The organism is Polaromonas sp. P4_H1, assembly GCF_056400945.1.
The window spans coordinates 182,756-207,088 of sequence record NZ_JBFUKG010000011.1; the positions used below are offsets into that span (position 1 = coordinate 182,756).

At 61.8% G+C, this 24,333-nt stretch carries 26 protein-coding genes, 2 tRNA genes and 1 pseudogene; 12 read left to right on the top strand and 17 right to left on the bottom strand.

The annotated features are described in order from the left end of the window. Positions 1-21: 21 nt before the first annotated feature. The 4 genes from AC1DS5_RS15815 to AC1DS5_RS15830 all read left to right on the top strand — a co-directional run bounded on the left by AC1DS5_RS15815 (position 22) and on the right by AC1DS5_RS15830 (position 3,843). Positions 22-843 carry a metal-dependent hydrolase gene (locus AC1DS5_RS15815; protein ID WP_477719204.1) on the top strand — a complete coding sequence of 274 codons (822 nt, stop codon included), beginning with the start codon at positions 22-24 and terminating at the stop codon, positions 841-843. A 62-nt stretch (positions 844-905) separates the two neighbouring features. Continuing rightward, complete coding sequence (locus AC1DS5_RS15820) at positions 906-1,877, top strand: Bug family tripartite tricarboxylate transporter substrate binding protein (RefSeq protein ID WP_477719239.1); 972 nt, start codon at positions 906-908, stop codon at positions 1,875-1,877. A 47-nt stretch (positions 1,878-1,924) separates the two neighbouring features. Then, complete coding sequence (locus AC1DS5_RS15825) at positions 1,925-3,001, top strand: porin (protein ID WP_477719240.1); 1,077 nt, start codon at positions 1,925-1,927, stop codon at positions 2,999-3,001. A gap of 14 nt (positions 3,002-3,015) precedes the next feature. Next, positions 3,016-3,843, top strand: coding sequence for a transporter substrate-binding domain-containing protein (locus AC1DS5_RS15830; protein ID WP_477719205.1), 828 nt, complete (start codon positions 3,016-3,018; stop codon positions 3,841-3,843). A gap of 130 nt (positions 3,844-3,973) precedes the next feature. On the opposite strand, the gene AC1DS5_RS15835 is transcribed toward AC1DS5_RS15830, so the two are convergent. Continuing rightward, positions 3,974-4,537 (bottom strand): MarR family winged helix-turn-helix transcriptional regulator, encoded by a 564-nt coding sequence (locus tag AC1DS5_RS15835; protein ID WP_477719206.1) that lies wholly within the window; start codon positions 4,535-4,537, stop codon positions 3,974-3,976. Between the two features lie 133 nt (positions 4,538-4,670). Between AC1DS5_RS15835 and AC1DS5_RS15840 the strand changes: the two genes are divergently transcribed. The 3 genes from AC1DS5_RS15840 (at position 4,671) to AC1DS5_RS15850 (ending at position 7,594) form a co-directional block, all read left to right on the top strand. Beyond that, positions 4,671-5,924, top strand: coding sequence for an acyl-CoA dehydrogenase family protein (locus AC1DS5_RS15840; protein WP_477719207.1), 1,254 nt, complete (start codon positions 4,671-4,673; stop codon positions 5,922-5,924). 94 nt (positions 5,925-6,018) lie between these two features. Then, positions 6,019-6,567: a flavin reductase family protein gene (locus AC1DS5_RS15845; RefSeq protein WP_477719208.1), complete on the top strand. Its 549-nt coding sequence runs from the start codon at positions 6,019-6,021 to the stop codon at positions 6,565-6,567. 25 nt (positions 6,568-6,592) lie between these two features. Next, on the top strand, positions 6,593-7,594 hold the full coding sequence (locus tag AC1DS5_RS15850; RefSeq protein ID WP_477719209.1) for a LysR family transcriptional regulator: 1,002 nt from the start codon (positions 6,593-6,595) through the stop codon (positions 7,592-7,594). 9 nt (positions 7,595-7,603) lie between these two features. Here AC1DS5_RS15850 and AC1DS5_RS15855 read toward each other — a convergent pair whose 3' ends face one another. The 7 genes from AC1DS5_RS15855 to AC1DS5_RS15885 all read right to left on the bottom strand — a co-directional run bounded on the left by AC1DS5_RS15855 (position 7,604) and on the right by AC1DS5_RS15885 (position 13,893). Then, a complete protein-coding gene (locus AC1DS5_RS15855; RefSeq protein WP_477719210.1) occupies positions 7,604-8,683 on the bottom strand; it encodes a maleylacetate reductase in 1,080 nt (359 codons plus the stop codon). Positions 8,684-8,686: 3 nt separating this feature from the next. After that, on the bottom strand, positions 8,687-8,992 hold the full coding sequence (locus AC1DS5_RS15860) for a Dabb family protein (RefSeq protein WP_477719211.1): 306 nt from the start codon (positions 8,990-8,992) through the stop codon (positions 8,687-8,689). Continuing rightward, entirely contained in the window at positions 8,989-9,864 is an 876-nt protein-coding gene (locus AC1DS5_RS15865) for an intradiol ring-cleavage dioxygenase (protein ID WP_477719212.1), read from the bottom strand. Before AC1DS5_RS15865 ends, AC1DS5_RS15860 begins: the two co-directional genes overlap by 4 nt. Positions 9,865-9,884: 20 nt before the next feature. After that, a complete protein-coding gene (locus AC1DS5_RS15870) occupies positions 9,885-10,865 on the bottom strand; it encodes an amidohydrolase family protein (RefSeq protein ID WP_477719213.1) in 981 nt (326 codons plus the stop codon). 76 nt (positions 10,866-10,941) lie between these two features. Then, on the bottom strand, positions 10,942-11,964 hold the full coding sequence (locus tag AC1DS5_RS15875) for a TRAP transporter substrate-binding protein (RefSeq protein ID WP_477719214.1): 1,023 nt from the start codon (positions 11,962-11,964) through the stop codon (positions 10,942-10,944). Positions 11,965-12,049: 85 nt separating this feature from the next. Continuing rightward, positions 12,050-13,327 (bottom strand): TRAP transporter large permease, encoded by a 1,278-nt coding sequence (locus AC1DS5_RS15880; RefSeq protein WP_477719215.1) that lies wholly within the window; start codon positions 13,325-13,327, stop codon positions 12,050-12,052. After that, on the bottom strand, positions 13,324-13,893 hold the full coding sequence (locus AC1DS5_RS15885; RefSeq protein ID WP_477719216.1) for a TRAP transporter small permease: 570 nt from the start codon (positions 13,891-13,893) through the stop codon (positions 13,324-13,326). The genes AC1DS5_RS15880 and AC1DS5_RS15885 overlap by 4 nt, the downstream gene beginning before the upstream one ends. Before the next feature lie 275 nt (positions 13,894-14,168). Between AC1DS5_RS15885 and AC1DS5_RS15890 the strand changes: the two genes are divergently transcribed. The 5 genes from AC1DS5_RS15890 (at position 14,169) to AC1DS5_RS15910 (ending at position 18,175) form a co-directional block, all read left to right on the top strand. Next, on the top strand, positions 14,169-14,771 hold the full coding sequence (locus tag AC1DS5_RS15890; protein ID WP_477719217.1) for a TetR/AcrR family transcriptional regulator: 603 nt from the start codon (positions 14,169-14,171) through the stop codon (positions 14,769-14,771). A 143-nt stretch (positions 14,772-14,914) separates the two neighbouring features. Beyond that, complete coding sequence (locus tag AC1DS5_RS15895) at positions 14,915-15,733, top strand: oxidoreductase (protein ID WP_477719218.1); 819 nt, start codon at positions 14,915-14,917, stop codon at positions 15,731-15,733. 23 nt (positions 15,734-15,756) lie between these two features. Next, complete coding sequence (locus tag AC1DS5_RS15900; RefSeq protein ID WP_477719219.1) at positions 15,757-16,197, top strand: DUF2147 domain-containing protein; 441 nt, start codon at positions 15,757-15,759, stop codon at positions 16,195-16,197. 175 nt (positions 16,198-16,372) lie between these two features. After that, on the top strand, positions 16,373-17,374 hold the full coding sequence (locus tag AC1DS5_RS15905; protein ID WP_477719220.1) for an NADP-dependent oxidoreductase: 1,002 nt from the start codon (positions 16,373-16,375) through the stop codon (positions 17,372-17,374). 96 nt (positions 17,375-17,470) lie between these two features. Further along, positions 17,471-18,175, top strand: coding sequence for an SDR family oxidoreductase (locus tag AC1DS5_RS15910; RefSeq protein WP_477719221.1), 705 nt, complete (start codon positions 17,471-17,473; stop codon positions 18,173-18,175). 238 nt (positions 18,176-18,413) lie between these two features. Here AC1DS5_RS15910 and AC1DS5_RS15915 read toward each other — a convergent pair whose 3' ends face one another. The 9 genes and pseudogenes from AC1DS5_RS15915 to AC1DS5_RS15955 all read right to left on the bottom strand — a co-directional run bounded on the left by AC1DS5_RS15915 (position 18,414) and on the right by AC1DS5_RS15955 (position 24,286). Then, entirely contained in the window at positions 18,414-18,896 is a 483-nt protein-coding gene (locus AC1DS5_RS15915) for a low molecular weight protein-tyrosine-phosphatase (protein WP_477719222.1), read from the bottom strand. A gap of 15 nt (positions 18,897-18,911) precedes the next feature. Beyond that, positions 18,912-19,181: a hypothetical protein gene (locus AC1DS5_RS15920; protein WP_477719223.1), complete on the bottom strand. Its 270-nt coding sequence runs from the start codon at positions 19,179-19,181 to the stop codon at positions 18,912-18,914. A 635-nt stretch (positions 19,182-19,816) separates the two neighbouring features. Next, the gene (locus tag AC1DS5_RS15925; RefSeq protein ID WP_477719224.1) at positions 19,817-20,314 is read right to left on the bottom strand and encodes a hypothetical protein; all 498 of its coding nucleotides are present in this window, start codon (positions 20,312-20,314) and stop codon (positions 19,817-19,819) included. 94 nt (positions 20,315-20,408) lie between these two features. Next, the gene (locus AC1DS5_RS15930) at positions 20,409-20,552 is read right to left on the bottom strand and encodes a hypothetical protein (RefSeq protein ID WP_477719242.1); all 144 of its coding nucleotides are present in this window, start codon (positions 20,550-20,552) and stop codon (positions 20,409-20,411) included. Between the two features lie 113 nt (positions 20,553-20,665). Further along, positions 20,666-20,785: pseudogene (locus AC1DS5_RS15935) on the bottom strand (AbiTii domain-containing protein); the annotation flags it as partial. A 269-nt stretch (positions 20,786-21,054) separates the two neighbouring features. Next, positions 21,055-21,130, bottom strand: a tRNA-Gly gene (locus AC1DS5_RS15940). Positions 21,131-21,186: 56 nt separating this feature from the next. Beyond that, positions 21,187-21,262: transfer RNA gene (locus AC1DS5_RS15945), tRNA-Phe, on the bottom strand. Between the two features lie 58 nt (positions 21,263-21,320). Beyond that, a complete protein-coding gene (locus AC1DS5_RS15950; RefSeq protein WP_477719225.1) occupies positions 21,321-21,998 on the bottom strand; it encodes a response regulator in 678 nt (225 codons plus the stop codon). A 68-nt stretch (positions 21,999-22,066) separates the two neighbouring features. Continuing rightward, positions 22,067-24,286: a sensor histidine kinase gene (locus AC1DS5_RS15955; RefSeq protein WP_477719241.1), complete on the bottom strand. Its 2,220-nt coding sequence runs from the start codon at positions 24,284-24,286 to the stop codon at positions 22,067-22,069. Positions 24,287-24,333: the final 47 nt, after the last annotated feature.

The following is a 24,333-nucleotide window of genomic DNA, read 5'->3' on the forward strand; positions in this document are numbered from 1 at the left end:
ACATCCGAGAGGACATTGCAGATGAAATCCATTTTGCGCCTGCTGATCGCCGGCGTCTTCGCCGCGGCATTGCCCGCATCCTGGGCCCAGGCACCTGCCGGGAAGACGGAAGTGCTCTGGCTTGGCCAATCGGCGTTTCGCATCACCACGCCCGGTGGCAAGGTCATCGTGACCGATCCCTGGTTGAAGCTCAATCCGCTCACGCCGCCCGAGTACAAGAATCTGGAGGCGCTGGGCAAGGTGGACGTCATCCTCGTCACCCACGGCCACTTCGACCACTTCGCGGATGCGCCCGCGCTGGCGCTGCTGAACCAGGTGCCGATGTACGCACCCGGAGACATGAACCAGACCGTCGGGCTGCTCGGCATCCTGCCGCCCAACCTGGTGCCTCGCTTCAACAAGGGCGGAACCATCACGCCCGCCGCAGGCATCAAGGTCACGGCCGTGCGCGCCGATCATTCCTCGGTGATCGTGTGGAAGAACGCTGCCACGGGCAAGGACGAGGCGCATCCCGGGGGTGAACCCGTCGGTTTCATCATCGAGCTGGAGGACGGCTTCCGCATCTACCACATGGGCGACACCGGCCTGTTCGGCGACATGAAGTTCATTGCCGACTACTACAAGCCTGACCTGGTGCTCATGCCCATTGGCGGCCATTTCACCATGGGGCCTTCGGATGCAGCGTATGCCACGCGCGAGTGGCTGAAGCCGCGGTTCGTGATCCCGATGCACTACGGCGCGAACCCCCTTGGACGCGGCACGCCGGAGGAGTTCTCGCGCGCGCTCGGCAAAACCACGACCCATGTGCTGCCGCTCAAACCTGGCGAGAAGGCGACTTTCTGATGCCCGGATGCAGATCCATAAACACCATAAGCCCCATAAACCCCATGAAAACCATGACCACCATGAATACCTTGAGACGACGAACCCTCATCACGGGCGCCGCGGGCGCGATCCTGCCCGCCTGGAGCCTGGCGCAGTCCTTCCCCTCCAAAACGATCCGCATCGTCGTGCCGTTTGGGCCCGGCGGCATCGCTGACCTCACGGCCCGCACCATCGCGCAAAAGCTCGGCGAAAACCTGCGCCAGAGTGTGATCGTGGAGAACAAGCCCGGTGCCGGTGGTGTCGTGGCCGGTGAGATGGTGGCCAAGGTGGAGCCGGACGGTCACGTGCTGCTGCTCATGAGCAACGGCACAGCCGTCAGCGCCGGCATATTCCAGTCCCTGCCCTTCGATGCGCAGAAGGACTTCGAACCGGTGGGGACGCTGGGCTTTTTCGACCTTGCCGTGCTGACGACCACCGACAGCCGCTTCAAGAGCATGAAGGACTTGCTCGCGTACGCCAAGGCGAACCCAGGCAAGCTGAACGTGGCCACCATCAACGTCGGCAGCACGCAGCATCTCTCTGCGGAATTGCTGAAGACGAGCGCGGGTGTGGATTTTCAGGTCGTACCCTTCAATGGTTCGCCTGCGGTGCTCACCGCGTTGCGCGGCGGGCAGGTCGATGCGGCGGTGGAGATCCTGGGTCCCATGCTTTCCCAGATCTCCGCGAAGGCGGTGCGGCCGCTGGCCGTGATGGGGGCGCAGCGAGCGTCAGCCTTGCCCGATGTGCCGACGATGGCGCAGAGCGGCGTGCCTGGTTTCGACGTCGCCTCCTGGAATGCGCTGGCGGCGCCAGCGCGCACGCCGCCGCAGGTGATCGCCATGCTCAATCGGGAAGTGAACAAGGTCCTTGCCGATCCCGGTGTGCGCAAACAGCTCGCTGGGCTGAATGTCACGCCCCGAGGAGGCACGCCCGAGCAGCTGCGTGATCTGCTGGCGTCCGAGATCCGCCGATGGTCAGACGTGATCGTGCGCGCCAAGGTGCCACGTCAATAACCCCCAACCTTTTTACAAGTCCAATAAACGAGGAGACAGAAATGAAGATGAAGATGAAGATGAAAAAACTGGCCGTTGCCGCCGGCCTTTGCGCGGGCTTTTCTGCGATGGCGCAAACCAGCAGCGTCACGCTGTACGGCATCCTTGATACATCGGTGCGCTACCAGACAGGGCTCACGAGCACGTATGCGCGCTCCCCGCTGAACACGACGACGGTGGCCAGCGGCGTCGGTCCGACCAGCCGCTGGGGCCTGCGCGGGTCCGAGGACCTGGGCGGCGGCCTGCGGGCGCTCTTCAACGTGGAATCCGGCATCAACGTCGACACGGGCACGTCCGCCAACGCCACCACGTTCTTCGATCGCGCATCCATCATTGGGTTAAGTGGCAGCTGGGGCACCGTGACGGCCGGCCGCCAGAACACACTGGTCGCAGATTCCGTCGGCGTGGTCGATCCGATTGGCCTGCGCTTTGCCGGTCTGAACCCCAACATTCAAGTGACCAGCCTCACGGGGCACCAGCTGGGCATCGAGTTCGGCACCACGAACTCCACTGGTTCATCCAACCGCGTCAACAATTCCGTCAAGTATTCAATGCCTTTCGGGCCTGTGGTGGCGCGCGCCATGTACAGCTTTGGCGAGACGGCAGGGGACACTTCGAAGCAGAACTCGACCGGTCTGGGGCTGGACTACATTAGCAGCGCATTTTCTGCCACCAGCGCTTACACCCAGTTCAGGGACGCGAACAACCGTGAACTGCGGGCCGCGAACCTGGGCGCCAGCTGGCTTGCGCTGCCCTCGCTGCGCGTGATGGCCAACGCCGGCTACAACCGGGGTGAAACGTCGGCGACAGCGGTGACCCGGAATCGGCTGCTCTCCGCCGGCGCCAATTACGCGATCACGCCCGCCGTGGACCTGCTTGCAGGCTACTACAAGGTGGACCGCAGCAGAACCGCGCAGGCGGACGACGGTTTCAATCGCCTCCTTGCCTTCATGGAGTACAAGTTCTCCCGGCGCAGCAGGGTGTTCCTGGAGCTCGACACGACGAACTGGAAAGGCAATTACCTGGGCGCCGGCAACAAGTCCACGTCGAACGGCCTGAGCGTCGGCATCACGCATTCCTTCTGACCCGCAGGCGCCTCATGCTCCTCCCTGGTGGTTTCGTTCGTTCCCGCCGGCGTCTGCTGGCGGCTGTGCTGGCCGTCGGTGCATCTCTCGGCGGCTGCGCCACCGCTCCGGTGCCGGGGGTGCCCGCTGCCGCGCGTGAAGCGCTTGCGCCGACGGGGACGCTGCGCGTCGCAGTCTATCCCGGCAGTCCCACGTCGCTGGTGGAACAGGCACCGCCTGAGAGCATGCGGGGGGTCAGCGTCGACCTCGGCCGCTCCCTTGCGGCCCGCCTCGGTGTGCCCGCGCAGATCGCTGTGTATCCACGTCTTGCGGAGGCACTGGCGGCGCTGCAGCGGGGGGATGCCGATCTCACGGTCACCAACGCAACGGCCGAGCGTGCGCGCGTGGTGGATTTCGCTCCCACGCTGGTGGACCTGGAACTCGGTGTGCTGGTGCCCTCCGCGCCGCGCGTCACGGCGATCGAGCGGCTGGACCAGCCAGGTGTGACCGTTGGCGTCAGCCAGGGCAGTTCCTCGGAGCGGGTGCTCGGAGGTCGCCTGAAGGAGGCGAAGCTGCGTAGCTTCCCGACACTGGAGGCCGCGCGCTCAGCGCTGCAGGCTCGGGAGATCGACGCATTTGCCACCAACAAGGGCATCCTGTTCGAGCTAGCCCAACGGGTGCCTGGCGCGCGCGTGCTCGAGGGCGGCTGGGGCAGCGAACATCTCGCCCCCGCCATACCCAAGGGCCGTGCCGGCGGCATGCCGTACCTGCGGACCTTCACCGAGGAAGTCCGGCGCAACGGCGAACTCGATCGCGCCATCATGCGTGCCGGTCTGCGTGGCACGGTGCCCCCGGCACAGTAGCTACGGGCGTGCGGGCTGCGCCATGGGGCCATCCGCGCAGTTCGCCAGGAGCCATCCAGCGAGCGCAAGCCTGCTTCTTCCGCTAATGGCCTTTCCAGATCAAAACCGCCCGGCAGGCCCGGGCCTGGAGTCAACCGCCGCGTGAACCGCCTTTATCCAGGGTTTCCATATTGCTGTAGATGCGGCGAAGCATGTCACGCAGCAGATCGACTTGTGTCGCGCTGATACCTGAGAGTGCAACCCGGTCATACAGTTGGGCCAGAGGAATGATGCGTTGCGCCAGCGCATCCCCCTCCGGGGTCAAGCTGAGCGCCAAGGCCCGCGCATCGTCCCCCGATCTCTCCCGGATAAGCAACCCACGCTGCAGCAGCCCATCCACGGTCCGAGAGAGCGTCGAGGGTTCGGCGGACGTATGTGCCGCCAGCTCCGCCAGTCGCTGGTGCGGCTGGTGATGAAGGGCGGCGCAGACCCGCCACTCGGTGAGCGACAAACCGAAAGGCTTCAGTTCTTTGCCGAAGGCCTGACCCATGCGCATACCTGCACGTGCAAGTAAATAAGGGATGGCGCGCTCAAGGTCGTGATCAATGAAATTAATTGCCGTTGCAGCATCGTTTTGCTTGCGCTTGGGACCTGTAGCGCGTGACGGCGACGACTGCGACATCTCTGCGTTTATCCCTGCGTTTTCCTTCTTCATGCCATCATGATAGCAGGCGACCGGAGGGGTAGATCAGGGAAATTACCTAGGTTTTATTATTTGCATTTGCAAGTTAATATGGATCTAATTAACTTCCATGTAGAAGTTTTTTTGTAAGGACTTTGGAGACACCATGAACCGACTGGCAAACTCAGATTCACTCCCCATGCAGGCGCCCGGCCGTATCAGCCCGGTGCATGGGGCCCCGTCACTCAAGAACATCGTCGGGGCTGCGCAAGAGCTTGTCCCCGTGCTTCGGCAAAAGGCGCAGGCCACCGAGCAATCGCGGCGGGTATCCGGGGAGGTCACCGAACTCTTCCACACGGCGGGGTTCTTCAAACTGATGCAGCCGGCGCAGTTCGGCGGCTATGAATATGGCTTCACCGCTTTCATCGACGTGATCAGCGAACTCGGCAAGGGGTGTACGTCCTCGGCCTGGGGCTGCTCCCTCGGCGCCATCCACCAGTGGCTGCTTGGAACGTTTCCGGCACAGGCCCAAAAGGATGTGTGGGGCGAAAATCCCAGCGCCATCATTTGCGGCTCCTATGCACCTGCGACCACGGCGGAACGGGTGGACGGCGGATACCTCGTGAGCGGCCACTGGAAGTTCGCTTCCAATGTGGACAACTCGCAGTGGGCCTTGCTGGGGGTGCACTTTCCGCCGGAAGAAAAAGGGCGCCCCCCGAGCGCCGGGTTCCTGCTTGCGCCGCGTTCGGACTGGAGCATCGAGGACAACTGGCATGTGGCCGGCCAAGCCGGAACCGGTTCGAAGACCGTGGTCATCGAAAAGCCCACCTTCATTCCGGCACACAGGCGTCTCACCTTCGCCGAAGCGTCTTCCAACGCCCCGCCCGGCACCGAAGTCAACAAGAACCCCATCTACCGCATACCGTTCCTGTCGGCCGTGCCGGTCTGCCTGGTATCGCCCCTGCTTGGGACGGCACAGGGCGCGGTCGACGCCTTTGTCGACTTGTGCGGGACGCGGGTGACCCGCGGCGCGGTCGCCGGCGGCGGCAACCAGCTGAGCCAGTTCTTTCCCGTACAGTCCCGCCTCGCCGAAGCCGCTGCCGCGGTCGATGCGGCTAGGCTGCTGCTGTACCGCGACACCGCGGAGGTGGAGCAGATCGCGGCGCAAGGGGAAGTGATCAGCGTCGAAAAACGGATCCGCAATCGCCGCGACCATGCGTTCGCGGCGCGCCTGTCGCACAGCGCGGTGGAAGCTCTCTTCGCCAGCGTAGGCGGAGCGGGACTCGCGCTCGACCAGCCTATTCAGCGCATGTGGCGCGACGCCAATGCCATTTCCAGGCACATCAGCCTGAACTGGGACGCGGTGTCGTCCATGGTCGGACAGCACATGCTGGGGCTCGAGCCCAAAGGCCAGTACTGATATGTCCCCCACGCTTTTCACTTCGTGTAATGCGCTGCCTCCCGAGGGGGCTTCAGCCGCCTTGGGGCGGCCCGTCGGCGTCTGAGGTGCCGCCATGTATTCCTGGAGCTACATCACCGGAGACATTCCGCTCACCGTGGACGCCAGCCGCTTCCGGCGTGCCTTGGGCTCATTCCCGACGGGCGTCTGCCTGGTCACCACGGTAGGCCCCGACGGAAAGCGCGAGGGAATGACCATCAACTCCTTCGCCTCGGTTTCCCTCACCCCGCCCCTCGTGCTGTGGAGCATCCGTGACGACACGCGCAGTGCCGAGGTGTTCCTTACCGGCCGCAGCTACATCATCAGCATTCTCGCGAGCGACCAGAAAGAGCTGGCGTCGCACTTCGCCAAGCCGGCCCTCGACAAGTTCGCGCTGTACGAGGACGCGTTCACCGTGGGCATCGGCGGGTGCCCCAGGCTGCGCCACAGCGCAGCCACCTTCGAATGCTCGTCCTACTCCCGTTATCAGGAAGGTGACCACACCATTCTCGTCGGCAGGGTTGACGCGTTTTCGAACTCCGAGTCGACACCGCTGCTTTTCCATTCCGGGCAAATGGGCTCCGTCTGGGAAGTGGCGGAGAAGATTCCGCAGCAGCAGGCTTGAGCAAGTGAGAACTTAGGAGCCCTCGATGAATATCAACACTGTCGACCTGAATCTGTTTCTTGTCTTTCAGGCCATCTATGTGACGCGCAGTGTCACGCTGGCTGGCGATCGGATCGGCATGACGCAGTCTGCCGCGAGCAACGCACTCAAGCGCATGCGCGAACGATTCGGAGATCCCCTTTTTGTCAGGACGATCGAGGGGATGGTTCCTACGCCCTTGGCCGAGCGGCTCATCGTCTCGGTCGACGCGGGCTTGGGCAAGTTCGCACAAGCCATCGATCAGGGACGCCAGTTTGACCCGTCGACCTCCGACCGCACCTTCCGGATCGCCATCAATGACATCGGCCAACTGATCATGATGCCGCAGCTGCTGGCAGCAGCCCAGAAAGAAGCGCCCGGCGTTCGCTTCGAGACGGTGGATGCATCGATGGCAGATGCAAGGCAAGGGATGATGCACGGACAGATCGATCTTGCCGTGGGCAGCTGGAAGGCCATGGGCCAGACCTTCTACGAGCAAAGGCTCTTCGATGAGACCTTCGTGGTGCTGATGAGCAGCAGCAACCCTTTGGCAGCGGGCGAGATGCTCTTCGAGGACTACATGTCCGCCAAACACATCGCCTACCGTCCCAGCGGCGCCACCGACACCGAGTTACAGAGCACCTTGAATCGCGCCGGCGTGCTGGGCCAGCGCAATGTGGTGCTGACGGCGGCGCATTCACTGGGCTTGTCCGCGATAGTCGCTTCGTCCAATCTGCTGCTCACCGCGCCCAGGCGACTGGTGCAGGCGATGATGTCAACCCGCGCCGACCTCAAGATGGGTCCCACGCCGTTCGAGGTGGCGCCTTTTGCCATCCGCCAGCAGTGGCACGAGAGATTTCGGCTCGACAGCGGCAATCAGTGGCTGAGAGCTCGCTTCTTCTCGCTCTTTCACGAGCCGTCGGTGCGCCAGGTCGTGGCGATGGCATTCGAGCGGCGCCAACATGCGCTGCACTCTGTTGAGGATGAAGACGCCTATCCCGTCCGCTGAACAGCCTGACTATGCCGCGTGCGATGGCGGCAGCCCCTCATAAGCCAGTTGCAACAGGGTGCGTATGGCGTCGCGGTCCAGTGGACGAGGGTTCCAGTAGGCGTTCTGCATCGCCATGTCGGCTGCCTTGTCCAGGTCCTGCGCCTTCATGCCGATCTCCATGAGGCTGACCGGTGCTCCGCAGGTTTTGGCCAGCTCCTGGATGGCCGCCGGACCATGGTCTCTTTGCATCGCCCGCTCCAGCCGATGCATCGCCTCGGGAGCGTGCCTGTAGTTGTAGGCAAGCGCATAGGGGAGCACGACCGTGTGGGTCTCGGCGTGAGGAAGCCCGAAGCTGCCGCCCAGTGTGTGGCACAACTTGTGATGCAAGGCCATCCCGACCGCGCCCAGCACCGAGCCGCACAACCAGGCCCCATACAGCGCCATCTCCCGTGCCTGGAGGTGCGTCGGTGCAGCGATGAGCTTCGGCAGGGCTTCGGTCAGCGCCCTGATCCCTTCTTCCGCCATCAGCGACGTGATGGGATTCGCGTCCCGTGCGTAGAGTCCCTCTGCCGCGTGCGCGATGGCGTTGATACCACTGGTGATGGAGATGCTTGCGGGCAACTTCATCGTGAGTTGCGGGTCGTAGATGACAACCTTGGGCAGCACCTTTGGGTCAACACCGGTTTGCTTCCCCTGCGCGTCGGTGATGCCGTAGATAGGCGTCATCTCGGAGCCGGCATAGGTCGTGGGCATCGCCAGAATGGGCAAGCCCATGCTCAGGGCAATGGCCTTCGCCAGCCCAATGGTCGAGCCGCCTCCGACCGCGACGGTGCAATCGGCATTGGCCGCCCGGGCAGCCCGAAGACCCGCGGCGGCAACTTCGAGCGGGACGTGCATCTGTGCCTGATCGAACACGGCGACGGCTTTTGAACCCAAGGTGTGGACCACTGCTTCCGCCAGTGACCGCTGGTTAGGCGTGCAGAGCACGAGCGCGCGCGTGCAGCCCATTTTGTCGAGCTCCCGCAAGGCATGCTGTGCACTGCCCGCGCCAAAGACGACGCGCGCCGCGTTCGCGTTGTAGATGAACTCACCGATCTCGGAACGCATCGCTCAGCCGCACAGGTAATCGACTTGCCTGCTCTCAATCCGGACACCCGCAAGTTCCGCGCGGACGCGCAGATGCTCCGGATGGGACGCGTACCCGGTCAGAGATTCCTGATCCGTGAATGTCGAATTCAGGACTACATCGCTGGCATAGCTGATCCTCGACGAATCGATGCCTACTTCCAGCTCCACCAGCCCTGGAATTTTTCCCGCCAGTGACTCGAACGCTTCCCTGATCTTCTGGCAAGCGGTTTGACGTGCGTCCTCGCTATCGGCGTGGACGCGCCACATGACAATATGTTTGATGGTCATCTATGAATATCCTGCAAAGGATTCAGAACGATGTCGTACCCGACCGTGTAGAAGGGGCTCGCAAGTTGACTGCCGTCGGGCGCGCCCCCCGGTTCATGGCGGGTCCAGTCGGTGACCAGCGAGGAGCGGACCCCAAACACGGCGTCCGATTCCAGATACGGATCTCCCGCGCGGAAGATGTGGGTGATCAGGTCCTGAAACCCAGGCGCCTTCACCATGAAATGCAGGTGCGCCGGCCGCCACGGATGGCGACCCAGTTGCTGCAGCATGCGCCCGACGGGCCCGTCGTGCGGTATCGGGTACGGTGCGGCAAGAATCGTCTTGAAGTAGTACCGGCCGTCCGGCCCGCTGACCAGCTCACCGCGCGCCTGAGCCCCCTCGAGTTCCGGGCGCTGGACGTCGTAAAAACCATCCTCATCGGACTGCCAGACGGAAATCTGCGCGCCCGCAATCGCTTCCCCGCCAATGCTGCGAACCCTTCCGCTCACGTAGCAAGGCTGGCCCTTGGCACCATTCGAGATGTCGTCACCATTGACGAACTTCGGCGCACCTTCGACGAAAAATGGCCCAAAGACAGTCGATTCGGTACAGCCCGCCGGCTTGGCATTGTTTTGCGCCGTGACCAGGGTGGACAGGCCCAGGGTATCGGACAACAAAATGAACTCCTGTCTTTTGTCGTCGGTGATGTGGCCCGCCTCCGTCAGGAATTCAATCGCCAGAAGCCACTCTTTTTCGGTCAGCGCTACTTCACGGGCGAATTCGTGAAGGTGCCTCACCAGGCTCTCCATCACTTGTTTCAGCCGGGGATTGCCGCATTTTGCTTGGGCTTCCAGGACTGCCTGGGTAATCGTCCGCTCGTCAATGTCGATCACGCTCGCTCCTTCGGATGGCCTCAGATTTCCAGCTTGAACAGGTTCACCGCATTGGTCCGGCCGATCTTCACGCGATCCGCTTCGCTGATGGAGGTACTGTTGAACCAATTGGACGCATGGTCGACATTCTCGAACGGCCAGTCGGTGGAGAAAAGAATCCGGTCGGAACCGACTTCGAGTATGGCATCGATCAAGGTCTGTGTCCTGAAGTTGCCGGAGGTCGTCAGATGAAAGTTTTGCTGGAAGTATTCCGCGAAGGTCTTCTTGGCTGGATAGGCTTTGGGAAGCTTTACCCAGGCGTTGCGATTGTCGATTCGCCACATGCTGTACGGCAATCCTTCGCCCATATGACCCAACACGATCTGCAGCTTGGGGTGACGATCAAACAGCCCGCTCGCCATCAGCCGCAAGGCGTGCACGGCGGTTTCCTGCCCGAATGCCCACGTCGGCCCCATGAGCCAGGGGTGACCCTCGTAGATCTGAGCCCAGGAGGCGATGGGATTGCGCGGGTGCAGATAAAAAGGTGCCTCGAGTGCCTCGGACCTGGCCCAGAAATCCGCGTACTGCGGCGCGTCATAGTAGACGACGTTTTCGGGCGTTCCCACTTGAGAAAATCCATTGACCAGTGCGCCCTTGAAACCCAACTCCTTCATGCAGCGTTCGAGTTCGCGTGTTGCCGCATCCGGGTCCTGCATGGGCAAGGCAGCAAATGCCTGAAAGCGGTCGGGACGCTTTGCCACCTGTTCTGCCAGGTAGTCGTTGGCCCGGACGGCAATCTCGATGGCTTTGGCGGTTTCAGGAATAGCCTGCACCGCCGGTGCATTGAGCGAGAGGATCATCATCTCCATGCCGTTCTGATCCATTTCGCGCAGGCGGCCATCGTGAATATCGGTCAGCCGTTTGCTGAGCTCCTTCCAGTAGTCGCCCGGCACGAAGCCGGCTGAATCTTGAAGAGTCTCTGCGATTGCAAAGTGCTCTTCCAAGCCAATCTTTCCGTTCATTCAATGCTCCTGTTTAGGTTGGAATATCGGGCCCAGGTGGGACCGCAGTTGTTCGGTGGCGGCGAAATGCCTGGCGTCAAGCCTTGTCCTTGTATTTCTGGCAGGCCTTGGCGTAGCGTTCGTACTCCGCCAGCACGGCGGGCTTTTCACGCAGAATCGCCATGGCTGATTCGTTGACCAGCCTGGAAAAGGACGACGCATCGTTGGCATTCATCGTCACCAGCTGGCCACCGTTTTGCGTCCACACAGTCTGCGCCGCCTGGATGTCCTTGGCGCCGAATTCATTGGTGGAAGGCTCGACACGCGAAGCCTCCTCGGTGACGACGGCACGCAGATCGGCAGGCAGTTTCGCGAGCCAGTTCTTGTTGCAAGCGGCGACCACAATGACAGGCCACTGCGACAAGGAGGTCTGGTACTTGGCAGCGTCGTAGAACTTGAGCGCCGAAAAAACGGTACTCGCGGCGATGAAGCCGTCGATCGCCCCGTTCTGAAGCGCCGGCATGACTTCGGACAAAGGCATGGGAACGGGCGTGGCGCCGAGCTTCTTTAAGGGCTCGATCTGCATGGGCGTGCTGAGCACCCGAATCTTCTGCCCCGAGAAATCCGCGATGCTGCGGATGGGCCGCCGCGAGACCACGTTTTGCGGGCTGTGCATGAAGACGGAGATGCTCTGCAGCCCTTTGTTGCCGCCCATCGCAAATACCTGCTGACGGACTTCAGGATCCGAAAACGTCCGCTGCGCATGGGCCGTGTCCGATAGCAGTCCCGCAACATCCAGCACTTCGAACCGGGCGTCCAGACTGGTCAGAAAGCTGGAAGCCGTGACGAAGCACTCGATGGTGCCCAGCGCGGCGCCCTCCACCATTCGGGGAATGGCGCCCAACTGGCTCGCGGGATAGAGTTCGACCTTGATACGGCCGGCACTCCTGGCCTCGACCGCGGCCTTGAAGCTCTTCATCCAGTGATGAATGACGTCATTGATGGTGGCCGAGGTCACCTTCATGACAATCTGATTTTGCTGCGCGAAAAGAACCTGGGGCGCGGCCAAGGCCGCGGCAACGGCACCGGTCATGGCGCGACGGGAAAGCAATGCACTCATTTCATGTCTCCTTTTTGACGACGGGCCGCCCCTGGGCAAAATGCGCCCCCTCGGGAGGCAGCGAAGCGTGGGGGCGAGTGTTCATTCAATAAATCATTCGGACCAGTGCCATGGACAGCCAGGGCACATACGTGATCAGCGCCAGGGCCAGCAAGTACAGGTAGAGGAAAGGAACGATGCCCTTGTAGATCACCTGCAGCGGGAATTTGAATAGCGACTGGGTCACGAAGATATTCAGCCCGAACGGCGGATGGAACATGCCTATGGCCAGGTTCGTGGTGATCACGATCCCGAAGTGAACCGGATCGATCCCCGCGGCCTTGATGAGAGGCATGAGCAGTGGCGTGAGCACCAGAATGGCCGACAGCGGATCGATAAAGCAGCCCACCACCAGGAACACGATGTTCAGGACCAGAAGAATGGTCCACGGGGACAGTTGCCATCCCTGCACCAGCTCGACCAGCGCCAGCGGGATCTGATGCACGGTCAATATCCAGCCGAACACGTTGGCGCAGGCCACGATCAACAGGATCTGCGCTGTCAGCGTGACCGTCCGTGTGGCGCAGTCGATGATGTCGCCCCAACTCAGCTCGCGGTATATGAATCGCGTAACGAACGCCGCGTAGACACAGGCCACCGCGGCCGATTCGGTAGGAGACACGAAGCCGCCGTAGATCCCGCCCAGGATGATGACGGGCGCGCCCAGGGCCCAGAGCCCACGCCGGAACGAAGCCAGCAGGAGCCGTAGCGAGAAGGACTGACCGTCGGAGATGTTCCTTCGCCTGGCGTACCACAGCACGTAAACGGCCAGGATGGCGGCAATGAGAAGCCCCGGAACGACGCCCGCCGCGTAGAGCTTGGGCACCGACTCGGATGCAGCGGCCGCATAGATGATCAAGGGCACTGACGGCGGGATGATGATGTCGATGGCGCCGACGGCGGTGATCAGGCCCGCCCTGAAATCATCGGGATAGCCCCGCTCCTTCAAGGGTGGCAGCATCAGCTGCCCCACGGTCGCGACGGTGGCGGCACTCGCGCCCGACATCGCCCCGAACACGGCGGACGTTCCCACTGTTGCCAGGGGCAGGCTGCCTTTGAGGTGTCCCGTCGACGCTCGCATGATGTCGACGATGCGCGACGCCACACTGCCCCGGCCCATCAGTTCACCCGCGAAAATAAAGAACGGCACGGAAAGCAATGCAAAGCTGTCCAGTGCCCCGAATATCGTCTGATGAAGCACCGCGATCGGCACGTTCATCAAGAACAGAACGGTCGCCGCCGATGCCGTGAGCAGCACCAGGAATATCGGCACTCCCACAAGGAGCAGCACCAGGGGTACAAAGGCCAGGGTGATGCCGGTCATGAGGGTTCTCCGCTTTCGGCTTGCGCGCTGGTTATGGGTCTGTTGAGCCCCAATCGAATCAAATCCCAGCCGGAGGCCAGCGCCAAGCCGAGGAAGCCGGCCGCCGGGGCGGCATGCACCAGCCACATGGGAATGCCGGCGCCGTCGCTGCGTTGGCCCATGGTCATCATCTCGCTGGAAAACCCGATCGAAACCCAGGTCATGAGAATGCAAATCGCGAGCGAGAGCACCGCCTCGAAGAGCCCGCGCCACCAGCCAAGCTGCGGACCCAGCCTTTGCACAAAAATATCCATCCGCAGGTGCATATGGCGAGCGCCCGCAACGGCCGCGCCCAGGAAGATGAGCCAGACCATCAGATAGACCTGGACCTCGTCGGCCCCCACCAGCGCCCGTCCGCCCGCGTATCGCAGCGCCGCGCTGGCAAAGTTCAACAGAACGACTGCGCAAAACATCAGGCCGAACAGGCGCTCGATGCTCGTCGCAAAACTCGTGATCCCGCGCGCAGGTGTTTGGCGCTGGGCAGTTGGGACATCGACTATGTCCTTGATGGCGGTTGCTTTAGTCACAGCCGCATTCTTTGCGCTCGTCGCCCGTCAGTCCAACAAGTTCTGCAGATGTGGACTATGCGATTTATGAATTCACATCCTCCCGGCAGCGTTTCGCCAACTCAACGATATAGGGTTAACCCCATTCCAATTCACCTATCGAGCCACCCCCGCATTTCTCTGACGTCGCGTTGTGATGTTTCATTAGTTGCGGTTGCGGTTGCGGTTGCGCTTGCGCGGTGCCGCCTGACGGCATTGCCAAAACCGTCACGGTGCATGCTTTTGCGAAATCATGTATGATGACTATCATGCGAAATACAAAGCACAACGCCAGAACAGCAGCCAAGGAGGCCTCACACGAACGCATCGTGTCCGTAGCTGCGCGGGCGATCCGTCGTAGCGGCTACGACGGCACCGGCGTCGCCGACATCATGAAGGAGGCCGGCCTGACCCATGGCGCGTTCTACGCCCATTTCGCGTCGCGCGAGGCCATGTTGGCAGAAGCTGCGACTCGGGCGTGCGCCGAGTCAGCCACTTTAGCGGCAGGCGTTGTTGCCAGCGTGCCCTCCGAACAGGCTTTGGCATCCATGCTTCGCACCTACCTCTCGCGGGAGCACCTGGAACAGATTGAACTGGGATGCCCCCTGGCCGCGCTGGGCTCGGAGACGCCGCGCCAGGCACCCGAGGTCCGCCGGGTGACCACCCGGCACATCAAGGAAACGATTGATCTTGTCGCCCGCCAGTCGCCTGACTGGGGGCAGCCCGGTGCCCACGAACGGGCACTCGTGACCGTGGCCACCATGGTGGGCACCTTGCTGTTGGCTCGCGCAGTCGATGAACCCGCACTGGCGGACGCCCTGTGCGAGGCCGCCCTGAAGCACCTGGCCCCCGCCGCCTGAATCCACTGAGACACACCACCTTCTCCATCTTTTCGCTCGTCAATACATATGATAAACATCATACGAAATCAACATAACGCCTGTTCGGCCATGCACCCGCATGCCGACGAGTTCCGAATCCCACATGCTGAAGGAGAAACATCATGAACATGAAAAGCAAGGTTGCCCTCGTGACGGGGGCCTCCTCGGGCATCGGCGAAGCGACTGCGCAGCGGCTTTCGCAGGCCGGCTACAAGGTGTACGGCACCAGCAGGCGCGGCGGCCAGGCGGGCCAACGATCATTCGAGATGCTGCCCCTGGATGTGACCCAGGACGAGTCGGTCGACGCTGCGGTCCAGAAGCTGATGCAGTTGGAAGGCCGCATCGACCTTCTCGTGAACAACGCGGGATTCAGCACCGCGCCTGCCGGAGCGGAAGAGAGTTCGATGGAACAGGTCCGATCTATCTTCGACACCAACTTCTTCGGAATCGTCCGAATGACCCGTGCGGTCCTGCCTCACATGCGACATCAGGGAAGCGGTCGCATCATCAACATCGGCTCCATCTTCGGCTTCCTGCCGATGCCCTACATGGCGCTCTATGCCGCAACCAAGCACGCGATCGAAGGTTATTCGGAATCACTCGACCATGAGTTGCGCACGATGGGCATCCGGGTCTCGGTGATCGAGCCTGCCAACACCAAGACGCAGTTTGACGCGAACTTGCTCCAGGCCGACGCCAAGCTGGATGCATACCGCGACGTTCGTGAGGCCGTCGGCAAGCGGATGACCGAGTTGATCGAAGAGGCAGACGAACCGGCCGTCGTGGCCGAGACCGTGCTCAAAGCCGCGATCGCGGCCAACCCGAAACTCCGATACACGCCCGGCAACCGCGCCAGTCGCCTGCAGTTGCTCCGGACCTACGCGCCTGCAGGCATGGTGGACGCCGGCATCCGAAAAAACCTGCGTCTTGTCGCGGCCTGATGGCGGAACGCTGGAGAGCAAACATGGTGAAGAAGAAACTGACGAAGGCCTTCACGCTGGCGCTGATGCTGGCCAGTGGTGGCGCGTTTGCGCAGGCCACCCCGATAGGGCTGTGGAAGGTGATCGACGACGAGACGAAGCAGCCTTTGTCGCACGTGCGCATCGGTGACGCGGGCGGCGTGCTGGGCGGCAGGATGGAGAAGCTGCTCGACCCATCGCGGCAGGACGCGAAGTGCGACCAGTGCACCGACGAGCGCAAGAACCAGCCGATGCTCGGCATGACGATCATGCGCAACGTCAAGGCCGCCGGTGACGGCATCTGGGAGGGCGGCGAGATCCTCGATCCGAACAACGGCAAGGTCTATCGAGTGAAGCTGAAGCCGCTCGACGGGGGCAAGGTGCTCGAGGTACGCGGCTACATCGGACCATTTTTCCGCAATCAGCACTGGCTGCGAGTCGAATAAGACACGGCAGATGCGTCGCCCCGTCGCGTTCCTCCACTGAAAGGCATTCCCCATGGAAACCAAAAATCCGATTGCGCTCGTCACAGGCGCCTCGTCTGGCGGTCGTGCGCGGCCATATCGACGTGCCCGTCCTGGGCCGTTCGCAAACCTGGTACGCCAGGAATAAGGAAAAAACATGAAAGCATTTGCTCTCGAGCGATATGGAAAAAAGCGCGCGTTGCGGTTGGCAGACATGCCGACTCCGGAGCTGCGCGATGACGAGGTCCTGGTCCAGGTCCACGCCGCTGGCGTGAACCTGCTGGACTCCAAGATCCGGGACGGGGAGTTCAAGCTCATCCTGCCCTATCGCCTGCCACTCATCCTGGGCCACGACGTCGCTGGGGTGGTCGTCAAGGTCGGCCCGCGCGTGCGGCAGTTCAAGCTGGGCGATGAGGTCTATGCGCGGCCGGATGATTTTCGGATCGGTACGTTCGCTGAATTCGTCCCCGTCAAGGAGGCATCGCTTGCGCTCAAGCCCAAGGGTCTCACGATGGAAGAAGCCGCGTCCATTCCCCTGGTGGCTTTGACGGCCTGGCAGGCACTGGTCGAGAAGGCCAACCTGAAGCGGGGGCAGAAGGTCTTCATTCAGGCTGGCTCCGGCGGCGTAGGCACTTTTGCTATCCAGTTGGCCAAGCATCTGGGCGCAACCGTTGCCACGACGACGAGCACGGCCAATGTCGCGCTCGTGAAGAGCCTGGGCGCAGATGTGGTCATCGACTACAAGACGCAGGACTTCGAGGATGTCTTGCGCGACTACGACGTGGTGCTGAACAGCCAGGACGGCAAGACGCTAGCAAAATCCCTGCGCGTGCTCAAGGGCGGCGGCAAGCTCATCACCATCTCCGGACCGCCTGATCCCGAATTCGGCAAGGAAATCGGGGCACCCGGGTTCGTGAAACTGGTCATGCGGCTGCTGAGCTCAGGCATCAGACGCAAGGCAAAGAGCCGCGGGGTCAGCTTCTCGTTCCTCTTCATGAAAGCGAACGGGAGCCAACTTCGCGAGATCACCCGCCTCTTCGATGCTGGCGTCATCCGTCCCGTGATGGACCGGGTCTTCCCGTTCGAATCAACCAACGAGGCCATGGCCTACGTCGAAGCGGGCCGCGCAAAAGGCAAGGTCGTCGTCAAGATCAAGTGAGTTTGTTCATGTCAGTGCGGCTGGAAGACCTGGAAGACCTGAAAGCCGGCAGCTGAATCTGTTTGTCCCCCTCCCCTTATTTTTTTGGAGATTCCTATGAAAATCGAGAATTCTGTTGTCCTCGTCACGGGCGCCAATCGCGGCATCGGCCTGGCATTCGCGCGCGAACTGCTCGCCCGCGGTGCCCGCAAGGTCTACGCCGGCTCGCGCGACCCCGCAACCGTCACCCAATCCGGTGTTCAAGCCCTGCGACTCGACGTCACCAATCCGGCAGACGTGGCAGCCGCCGCAGCGCTGGCCTCGGATGTCACGCTGGTGATCAACAACGCCGGCATTGCTCAGCCTGGGGGTTTTCTCGCAGCCGATAGCGAAGACACCGCACGGCGCATCTTCGAGACCAACCTCTTCGCCGTGCTGCGCATGAGCAAGGCCTTCGCGCCTATCCTCAAAGGCAACGGCGGGGGCGCGTTGCTCAACGTCTTGTCGGTCGCCTCCTGGGTGAACGGCGGCGAGCTGGCAGCCTATTCGGCCAGCAAGTCCGCAGCCTGGTCGCTCACCAATGCCCTGCGCAATGAACTGGCAGCGCAGAAGACGCAAGTGCTGGCGCTGCACATGGCCTACGTCGATACCGATCTCACGCGCGGGTTCGATGTCCCGAAGTCCAGCCCTGAGGAGATTGTCAAGCGTGCGCTCGACGGACTCGAATCGGGCTTCGATGAGGTGCTGGCCGATGAACTCACCCAGCAGGTCAAGCGCGGGATGACGGCGGCAAGGCCCAGCTACCTTCCGCAGGCGTCCTGAACCCGAAACCTGACTGGATCGCCAGCATGGCGACGTTTTACACGCCAGGCCCAAAGGGCTACACCGACTATCCGGCCGTTGCGCAACAATCCAGTGTGCCGGTATGAGCTAACCACACCGGGGGCTAGTTCGCGCCGGCGGTTCAACCAGTCGGGCGCTACCGTTGTACCCACTAAAGGCACTTAAATAACTCGGTGATTCAATCCTTCTTCTTCTGTTTCTGCGAAAAGCTGGGTCATCAGAGACTAACCCGCTGCCGCACATGCCGGATCAGCCCCTCACAAGCATCCTCCACCAGGTCCAGCACCTGCTCAAAGCCATCCTTACCGCCGTAGTAAGGGTCAGGTATCACGGGACTCTCGTGCTTCAGACAGAACTCAGTCAGCCTGCGCACCTTGCCTTGATATTCAACCGGGCATTCAGCCTGGATCAAAGCCAAGTTGTCCCAGTCCATGGCCAGGATCAAGTCGTGGCTCGCGAAGTCTGCGTCCGCGATTTGACGGGCTCGCAGGTCTGACAGGTCATAGCCTCGCTTCACGGCGTGAGCCTGGGAGCGTTCGTCTGGCGGGTTACCGGGGTGATAGTTGTGCGTGCCAGCCGAGTCCACTTGCACCTGATCGGCCAGGCCATGCTCGATGAGCTTTTGCCGGAATACACCGTGAGCCGTGGGGCTTCGGCAGATGTTACCCATGCAGACGAAGAGGACTGAGTAGGTTTTCATTGGGACAGCTGCACTTTAGCCAGTAACAGGCGCAACCGGTCTTAGCCACACTGCAGCAGCCTCTTCCGGCGGCATGGAACGAAGCTGCGCGTCCTGCCATATCGCCACAGCAACCTCTTCGAGTTGAGCCGTCTCAACCGTGTGCCAACGCTCGTGCAGCTTCTCCCCACACTTGGCAATCCACTGGCTTGGGGTCATCTCGTCCATGACTTCAATATACTGTATAAATCCACAGCTTGTCCAGTAAGATGGTTGGCAATCGCAGGAAAAAGGAAACAGAGCCATGCAGCAACCTTCACCTCAAAGTCAACCGCGCCGAGCAATGCCTTCGTCTCCCCCTCCGCGTCTACGCAAGGTTTCTCCCTGGCCCTTTCCTGCTGCAGTGAAACGGCACTCGGAGGCTGACACCATGGCGAATGCTCGGCGGATCGTTGCGACTACTGCGCAGCAATGGGCAGTGAAGCAGGATGGCTTTTAGTGGGCGCCTCACATTCTCGATCTCAATCTGATCGATTCGCTTCACTGTTGTCACGTTTTACGCTCCGTAGGTCAGTCGAACGTCCCCGTCCAAATTGCGCACCCCATAACGGCCGCGCCATATGGCACGGTAACAGGCATAGCACCGAGAAACTCTAGTAAACGCCGCTTCATTTGGCATTGTGCGGCGTTATAAGCCTTCATTTATGCTCCAGACAAGTCCTGTTTGCCTACAGCTTGCCTACAAGCACCCGGAATGAAAAAACCCCACTACCAAATTGATAGCGGGGTTTCTTTTACCCTTGCGGGTCTAACTGGCGGCCTGGGGCTGAATCGAAAAACCTGCTCCAGCCCGCACCAGCGCTCATTCTCTGAAACGCCGCAGTTCTTGGGGTACACACTTGACGTGGGGGCTGCGTGCTCGCAGACGCGCTCGACCCATGCTAATTGCGGTACGGATTGTCCGGGAGGCGGTCGTAGCGGTTGCGAACGCCGTCACCGTCGCGATCGCGGTCGTCCTGGTTCATGATGCCATCGCGGTCTAGATCACCGTAAGGGCCGTAAAGGCGTGCATGGCGCCGCTGGTTGCGCGGGCTGTCCGGATCGTAGACGTTGGCGATGCCATCGCGGTCGTGGTCGCCGTAAGGGCCGCGGCGTTCCCAGTTCTGCCTGTCATAGCGCCCATAGTGGCCCGGCGCGGGCGTGTAGACCGGCTGGGGCGCCACGTACACGGGGCGAGGTGCCGCGTAAACAGCCCGGGGCTGGACGTAGACCGGCTGGGGCTGCACATACACAGGCGCCGGCTGCACGTAGACTCCCGGTGACTGCACGCCGACAGAGAAGTAAACGTCGCTACGGGCGTGCGCCGCCGAAGCCGCCGCGAAAGCGCCCAGTGCGACCGCAACTGCTGCGAGCGATTTGGTGGAAATGAGAGGTTTCATGAAAGCTCCTTGGGTTGGCATGGATCACATCTTGCGCGTCCGTGTATGAACGCAAGCTGAACCGATTCAAGAAAGATTCTGAGCAGGCTGGCAGTCAAGCGGCCGGCAGGACAATGTCCACCTGCGCCCTACCCCACTCGGAGCGAGACAGCTTCAGCTCACCTTCGCGGCTGGCCACCAGGTCAGTGACGACCGCCAAGCCGGCGCCGTGGCCGGGCACTTGTTCGTCTGCGCGCACATGCAGCTGCAATATGGAAGTATTGGCGCCAGAGACAGATAAGGTGCAAAGCGCGCAGTGCCGCTGGCCGCCGCCCGGCCGAGCTGGTGTTGAACAATGTACTCATGCGTTGCCCACTCCTTCAACGGCGCGTGTTTGAGCTTTTCTGCCAGCAACAAACAGAGGCGAAGAAGCCTCGAGACGTTGACGTCTTTAGAAGTGCATTCCGACTGAATTTCCGCAAGAAGCGCCATCTGTCACTCCCAAGAATCGCCTGAATCATGACGAATTGTAGAAAACCAGCCCGAAATGTAGAAACGCCCCAGAACCCGAAAGGGCGCTGGGGCGCATGAATACTGGTGGCTGGGGGCGAAATCGAATCACCGACACATGGATTTTCAAGCGCGTAAAGGTTTTCAATGACGTGCCGCCTGATGCGATTGCGCCTGTGCGCATTCGCGGTGAGCTCGCCAAGTTCAGAGCCTATCGCAATGGACAGATCCACAGGCAATTTGGAAAAATATGGAGCGGGAAAAGAGTCTCGAACTCTCGACCTCAACCTTGGCAAGGTTGCGCTCTACCAACTGAGCTATTCCCGCACATGACCGCTGCTGCGATCAAAGAAAAACCCATCGCGTGGATGGGCTTTCAAATTTGGTGGCCTGGGGCGGAATCGAACCACCGACACAAGGATTTTCAATCCTCTGCTCTACCGACTGAGCTACCGGGCCTGAGCCTAAGATTATATATCAGCCGCAGGCACCGCTAAAAAAGCGGCTGCCCCGGCACTCAAGCGGCGCGCTTGCCGCGCGTGAGATCAACGCCCAATTGCTTCAGCTTGCGGTAGAGGTGGGTGCGTTCCAGACCGGTCTTCTCGGCCACGCGGGTCATGGAGCCGCCCTCTTTGGCGAGGTGAAATTCAAAATAGGCTTTTTCAAACTCGTCACGCGCATCGCGCAGCGGCTTTTCAAGCAGGAAGCTCTGCGTGGCCTGCGGTCCCAGGTCGATGGGTGCGGGCAAGATGCTGCCCGTCATGACGGCTTCCACCGTGAGATCTGCCGAATGCACCGTCGCGTGGTTCAGGATGGCGGGCTTGCGGGCCGCTGTTTTGGTGAGGCCCTGCTCCACTGCCTTGAGCAATTTTTGCAGGGTGATGGGTTTTTCAAGAAACGCCATGGCACCAATTTTGGTGGCCTCTACCGCGGTGTCTATGGTGGCGTGGCCGCTCATCATGATGACGGGCATGCTGAGCAGGCCGCTGGACGACCACTCCTTGAGAAGTGTCACGCCATCGGTGTCGGGCATCCAGATGTCGAGCAGCACCAGGTCGGGCCGGGTGCGCGAACGGGCGGCACGCGCCTGCGCTGCGTTTTCAGCCAGTTCGACTTGATGCCCTTCGTCATTGAGAATTTCCGAGAGAAGGTCGCGTATGCCCAGCTCGTCGTCGACCACCAGAATATTTGCCATGATTGAATTGCTGCCCTGCCAGTTGTTGCCGATGCGGAGTGTCGTTGAATGTGTTACTGAATGTGTTGTTAAACCACAACTGCAAATGATAACGACACTTGAGCCCCTTGCACCACACCGTCCACCACGCGGTTAGAAATATCGATGCGTGCGCCGTGTTCATCTGCAATCTTCTTGACGACAGCAAGACCCAGGCCAGTGCCTTTGACCTTGGTGGTCACATAGGGCTCAAAGGCCCGCTTGAGGATGTACTCGGGAAAGCCGGTGCCGTTGTCGCGCACGCTCAGGCGTACACGCTTCGAGGTGTCGGAGTATTCGGTTTTCAGGGTGACGCGGCCATCCGGCCTGCCTTCCTGTGCGTCCTGCGCGTTTTGCAGCAGGTTGTGAATGACCTGGCGCAGCTGCTGGCCATCGCCCTGAATCAGCGGGGCTTTGGGGTCCAGCTCGGCATAAACGGGCACCACCGCGTTCTCGCCGGCGTACAGCTGCATCACATCGTTGACCAGCGCATTGAGGTCAATGGGTTTGAGTTCGGCGGCAGGCAGGCGGGCGTAGTCGCGAAACTCATTGACGAGGCGCTTCATGGCGTCAACCTGGTCCACGATGGTTTTGACGGATTTGGTCAGCAGCGCCTGCTCGGTTTCGCCGACCTTGCCCGTGAGCTTCATTTCAAGGCGCTCGGCCGACAGCTGGATGGGCGTGAGGGGGTTCTTGATTTCATGCGCCAGCCTGCGTGCGACTTCGCCCCAGGCCTGCGCACGCTGGGCCGACACCATTTCGGAGATGTCGTCGAACACCAGCAAAAACTCTTCGGTGCCCGGCATTTTGGCGCCGCGTGCAATCAGGGTGATGGCGTTGTCGGGCGCGCCGGGCACGGCGGCCTTGAGTTCAAACGATTGCTGCCAATGCTCCAGCCCATGCGGCGCGTTGTTGTTGAGGTAGTCGGCAAACTGGGCCAGCACATCCTTGGCGAACACCTCCAGGCCCGGCACTTCGCCGAGGGACTTGCTGTGGTAGGCCGCCAGCGGCGCGCGCAAGATGCGGGTCGCGCCCGGGTTGCTGGACTGGATGCGGCCGCGCACGTCGAGCACGATGACGCCCGCGGTGAGGTTGTCCAGGATGGTTTGCAGGTTGGCGCGCGCGGCGTCGACCTGGTTCATGCTTTGCTGCACCGCGGAGCGGGCATCGGCCAGCTGCTGCGTCATGTCGGCAAATGACCGGGTCAGGCCGCCCAGCTCGTCCTTGCCCTGCAGCGCGGCCTTGGGTGTCAGGTCGCCCCGGGCGACCTGCCTCACGCCTTCGGCCAGCACCAGCAGCGGTTTGGCCAGCTGGTTGCCCAGCAAGACCGCCAGCAGCACGGCGCCAAACACCGCCAGGAAGAGGCTGAGCGTGAGGGTGCCGATGTACATCTTGCGCAGGCCGCTGCGCGCCAGCGCGCGCTCCTGGTATTCGCGGTTGGCCTCCTGCACGGCAATGGCATTGGCCACCAGGCTCGCGGGCAATATCTCGGTCACCTGCAAAAAGCGCGACTCACCCAGGACGTTCACATTCGGGTTGTTGACCACGGCAATGGCCTTGACGCGTGGCGGCGTATTGGCCGCCGCTGCGGCGGCGCCCGCACTGGCCGCCCCGCTGCCGGCCAGCTCGCCGATGCCGCTGGGGGACACCTCGTCCAGGCCTTCGATCTGGGTGACGACGCGCAGGGTGCGCGCGCTGCGCAGTTGCTGCGCCGAGGGACGTTCGGGTTTGAGCAAAAAGCGCGATTCGCCCGCGCTTGCAATCACCTGGCCTGACGCACTCCAGAGCACCACATCGCTGGCCGTGAGCTGGTCACGCAGGCGCTCCAGCGCCAGGCCGGCCATGGCATCGGGGGTTTCCGACAATTGCGTGGCGGCCTGCTTCGTCTTGTTGGCCAGGTCGGCCGCCAGGGTGTCCAGCGTGACACGCCCCAGGTTCAGGCCGGCTGCCAGCGCCCCTTCCACTTCCACGTCAAACCAGGTTTCGATGGAGCGCGATACGAACTGGTAGGACACGACATAAATCATCAGGCCCGGGAGCAGGCCCACCAGCGCGAAGATGGCCGCCAGCTTGACAAGCAGGCGGCTGCCGAATCGGCCACGGTGCAGCCGCAGCGCCAGGCGCAGCACGATCCAGCCGATCACCAGCAGCAAGAGCACGGCCACAGCCACGTTCAGCACAAAGAGCAGCGCGTAATTGCGTTCGTACAGCTCGCGATTGCCGGTGGCCTGGGTCAGCAGGAACATCAACACCAGGCCAAGCGCGGCCATGGTTCCCACGCCCACGCCCACTGTCCAGCGGAAGGCCTTGCTGCTTT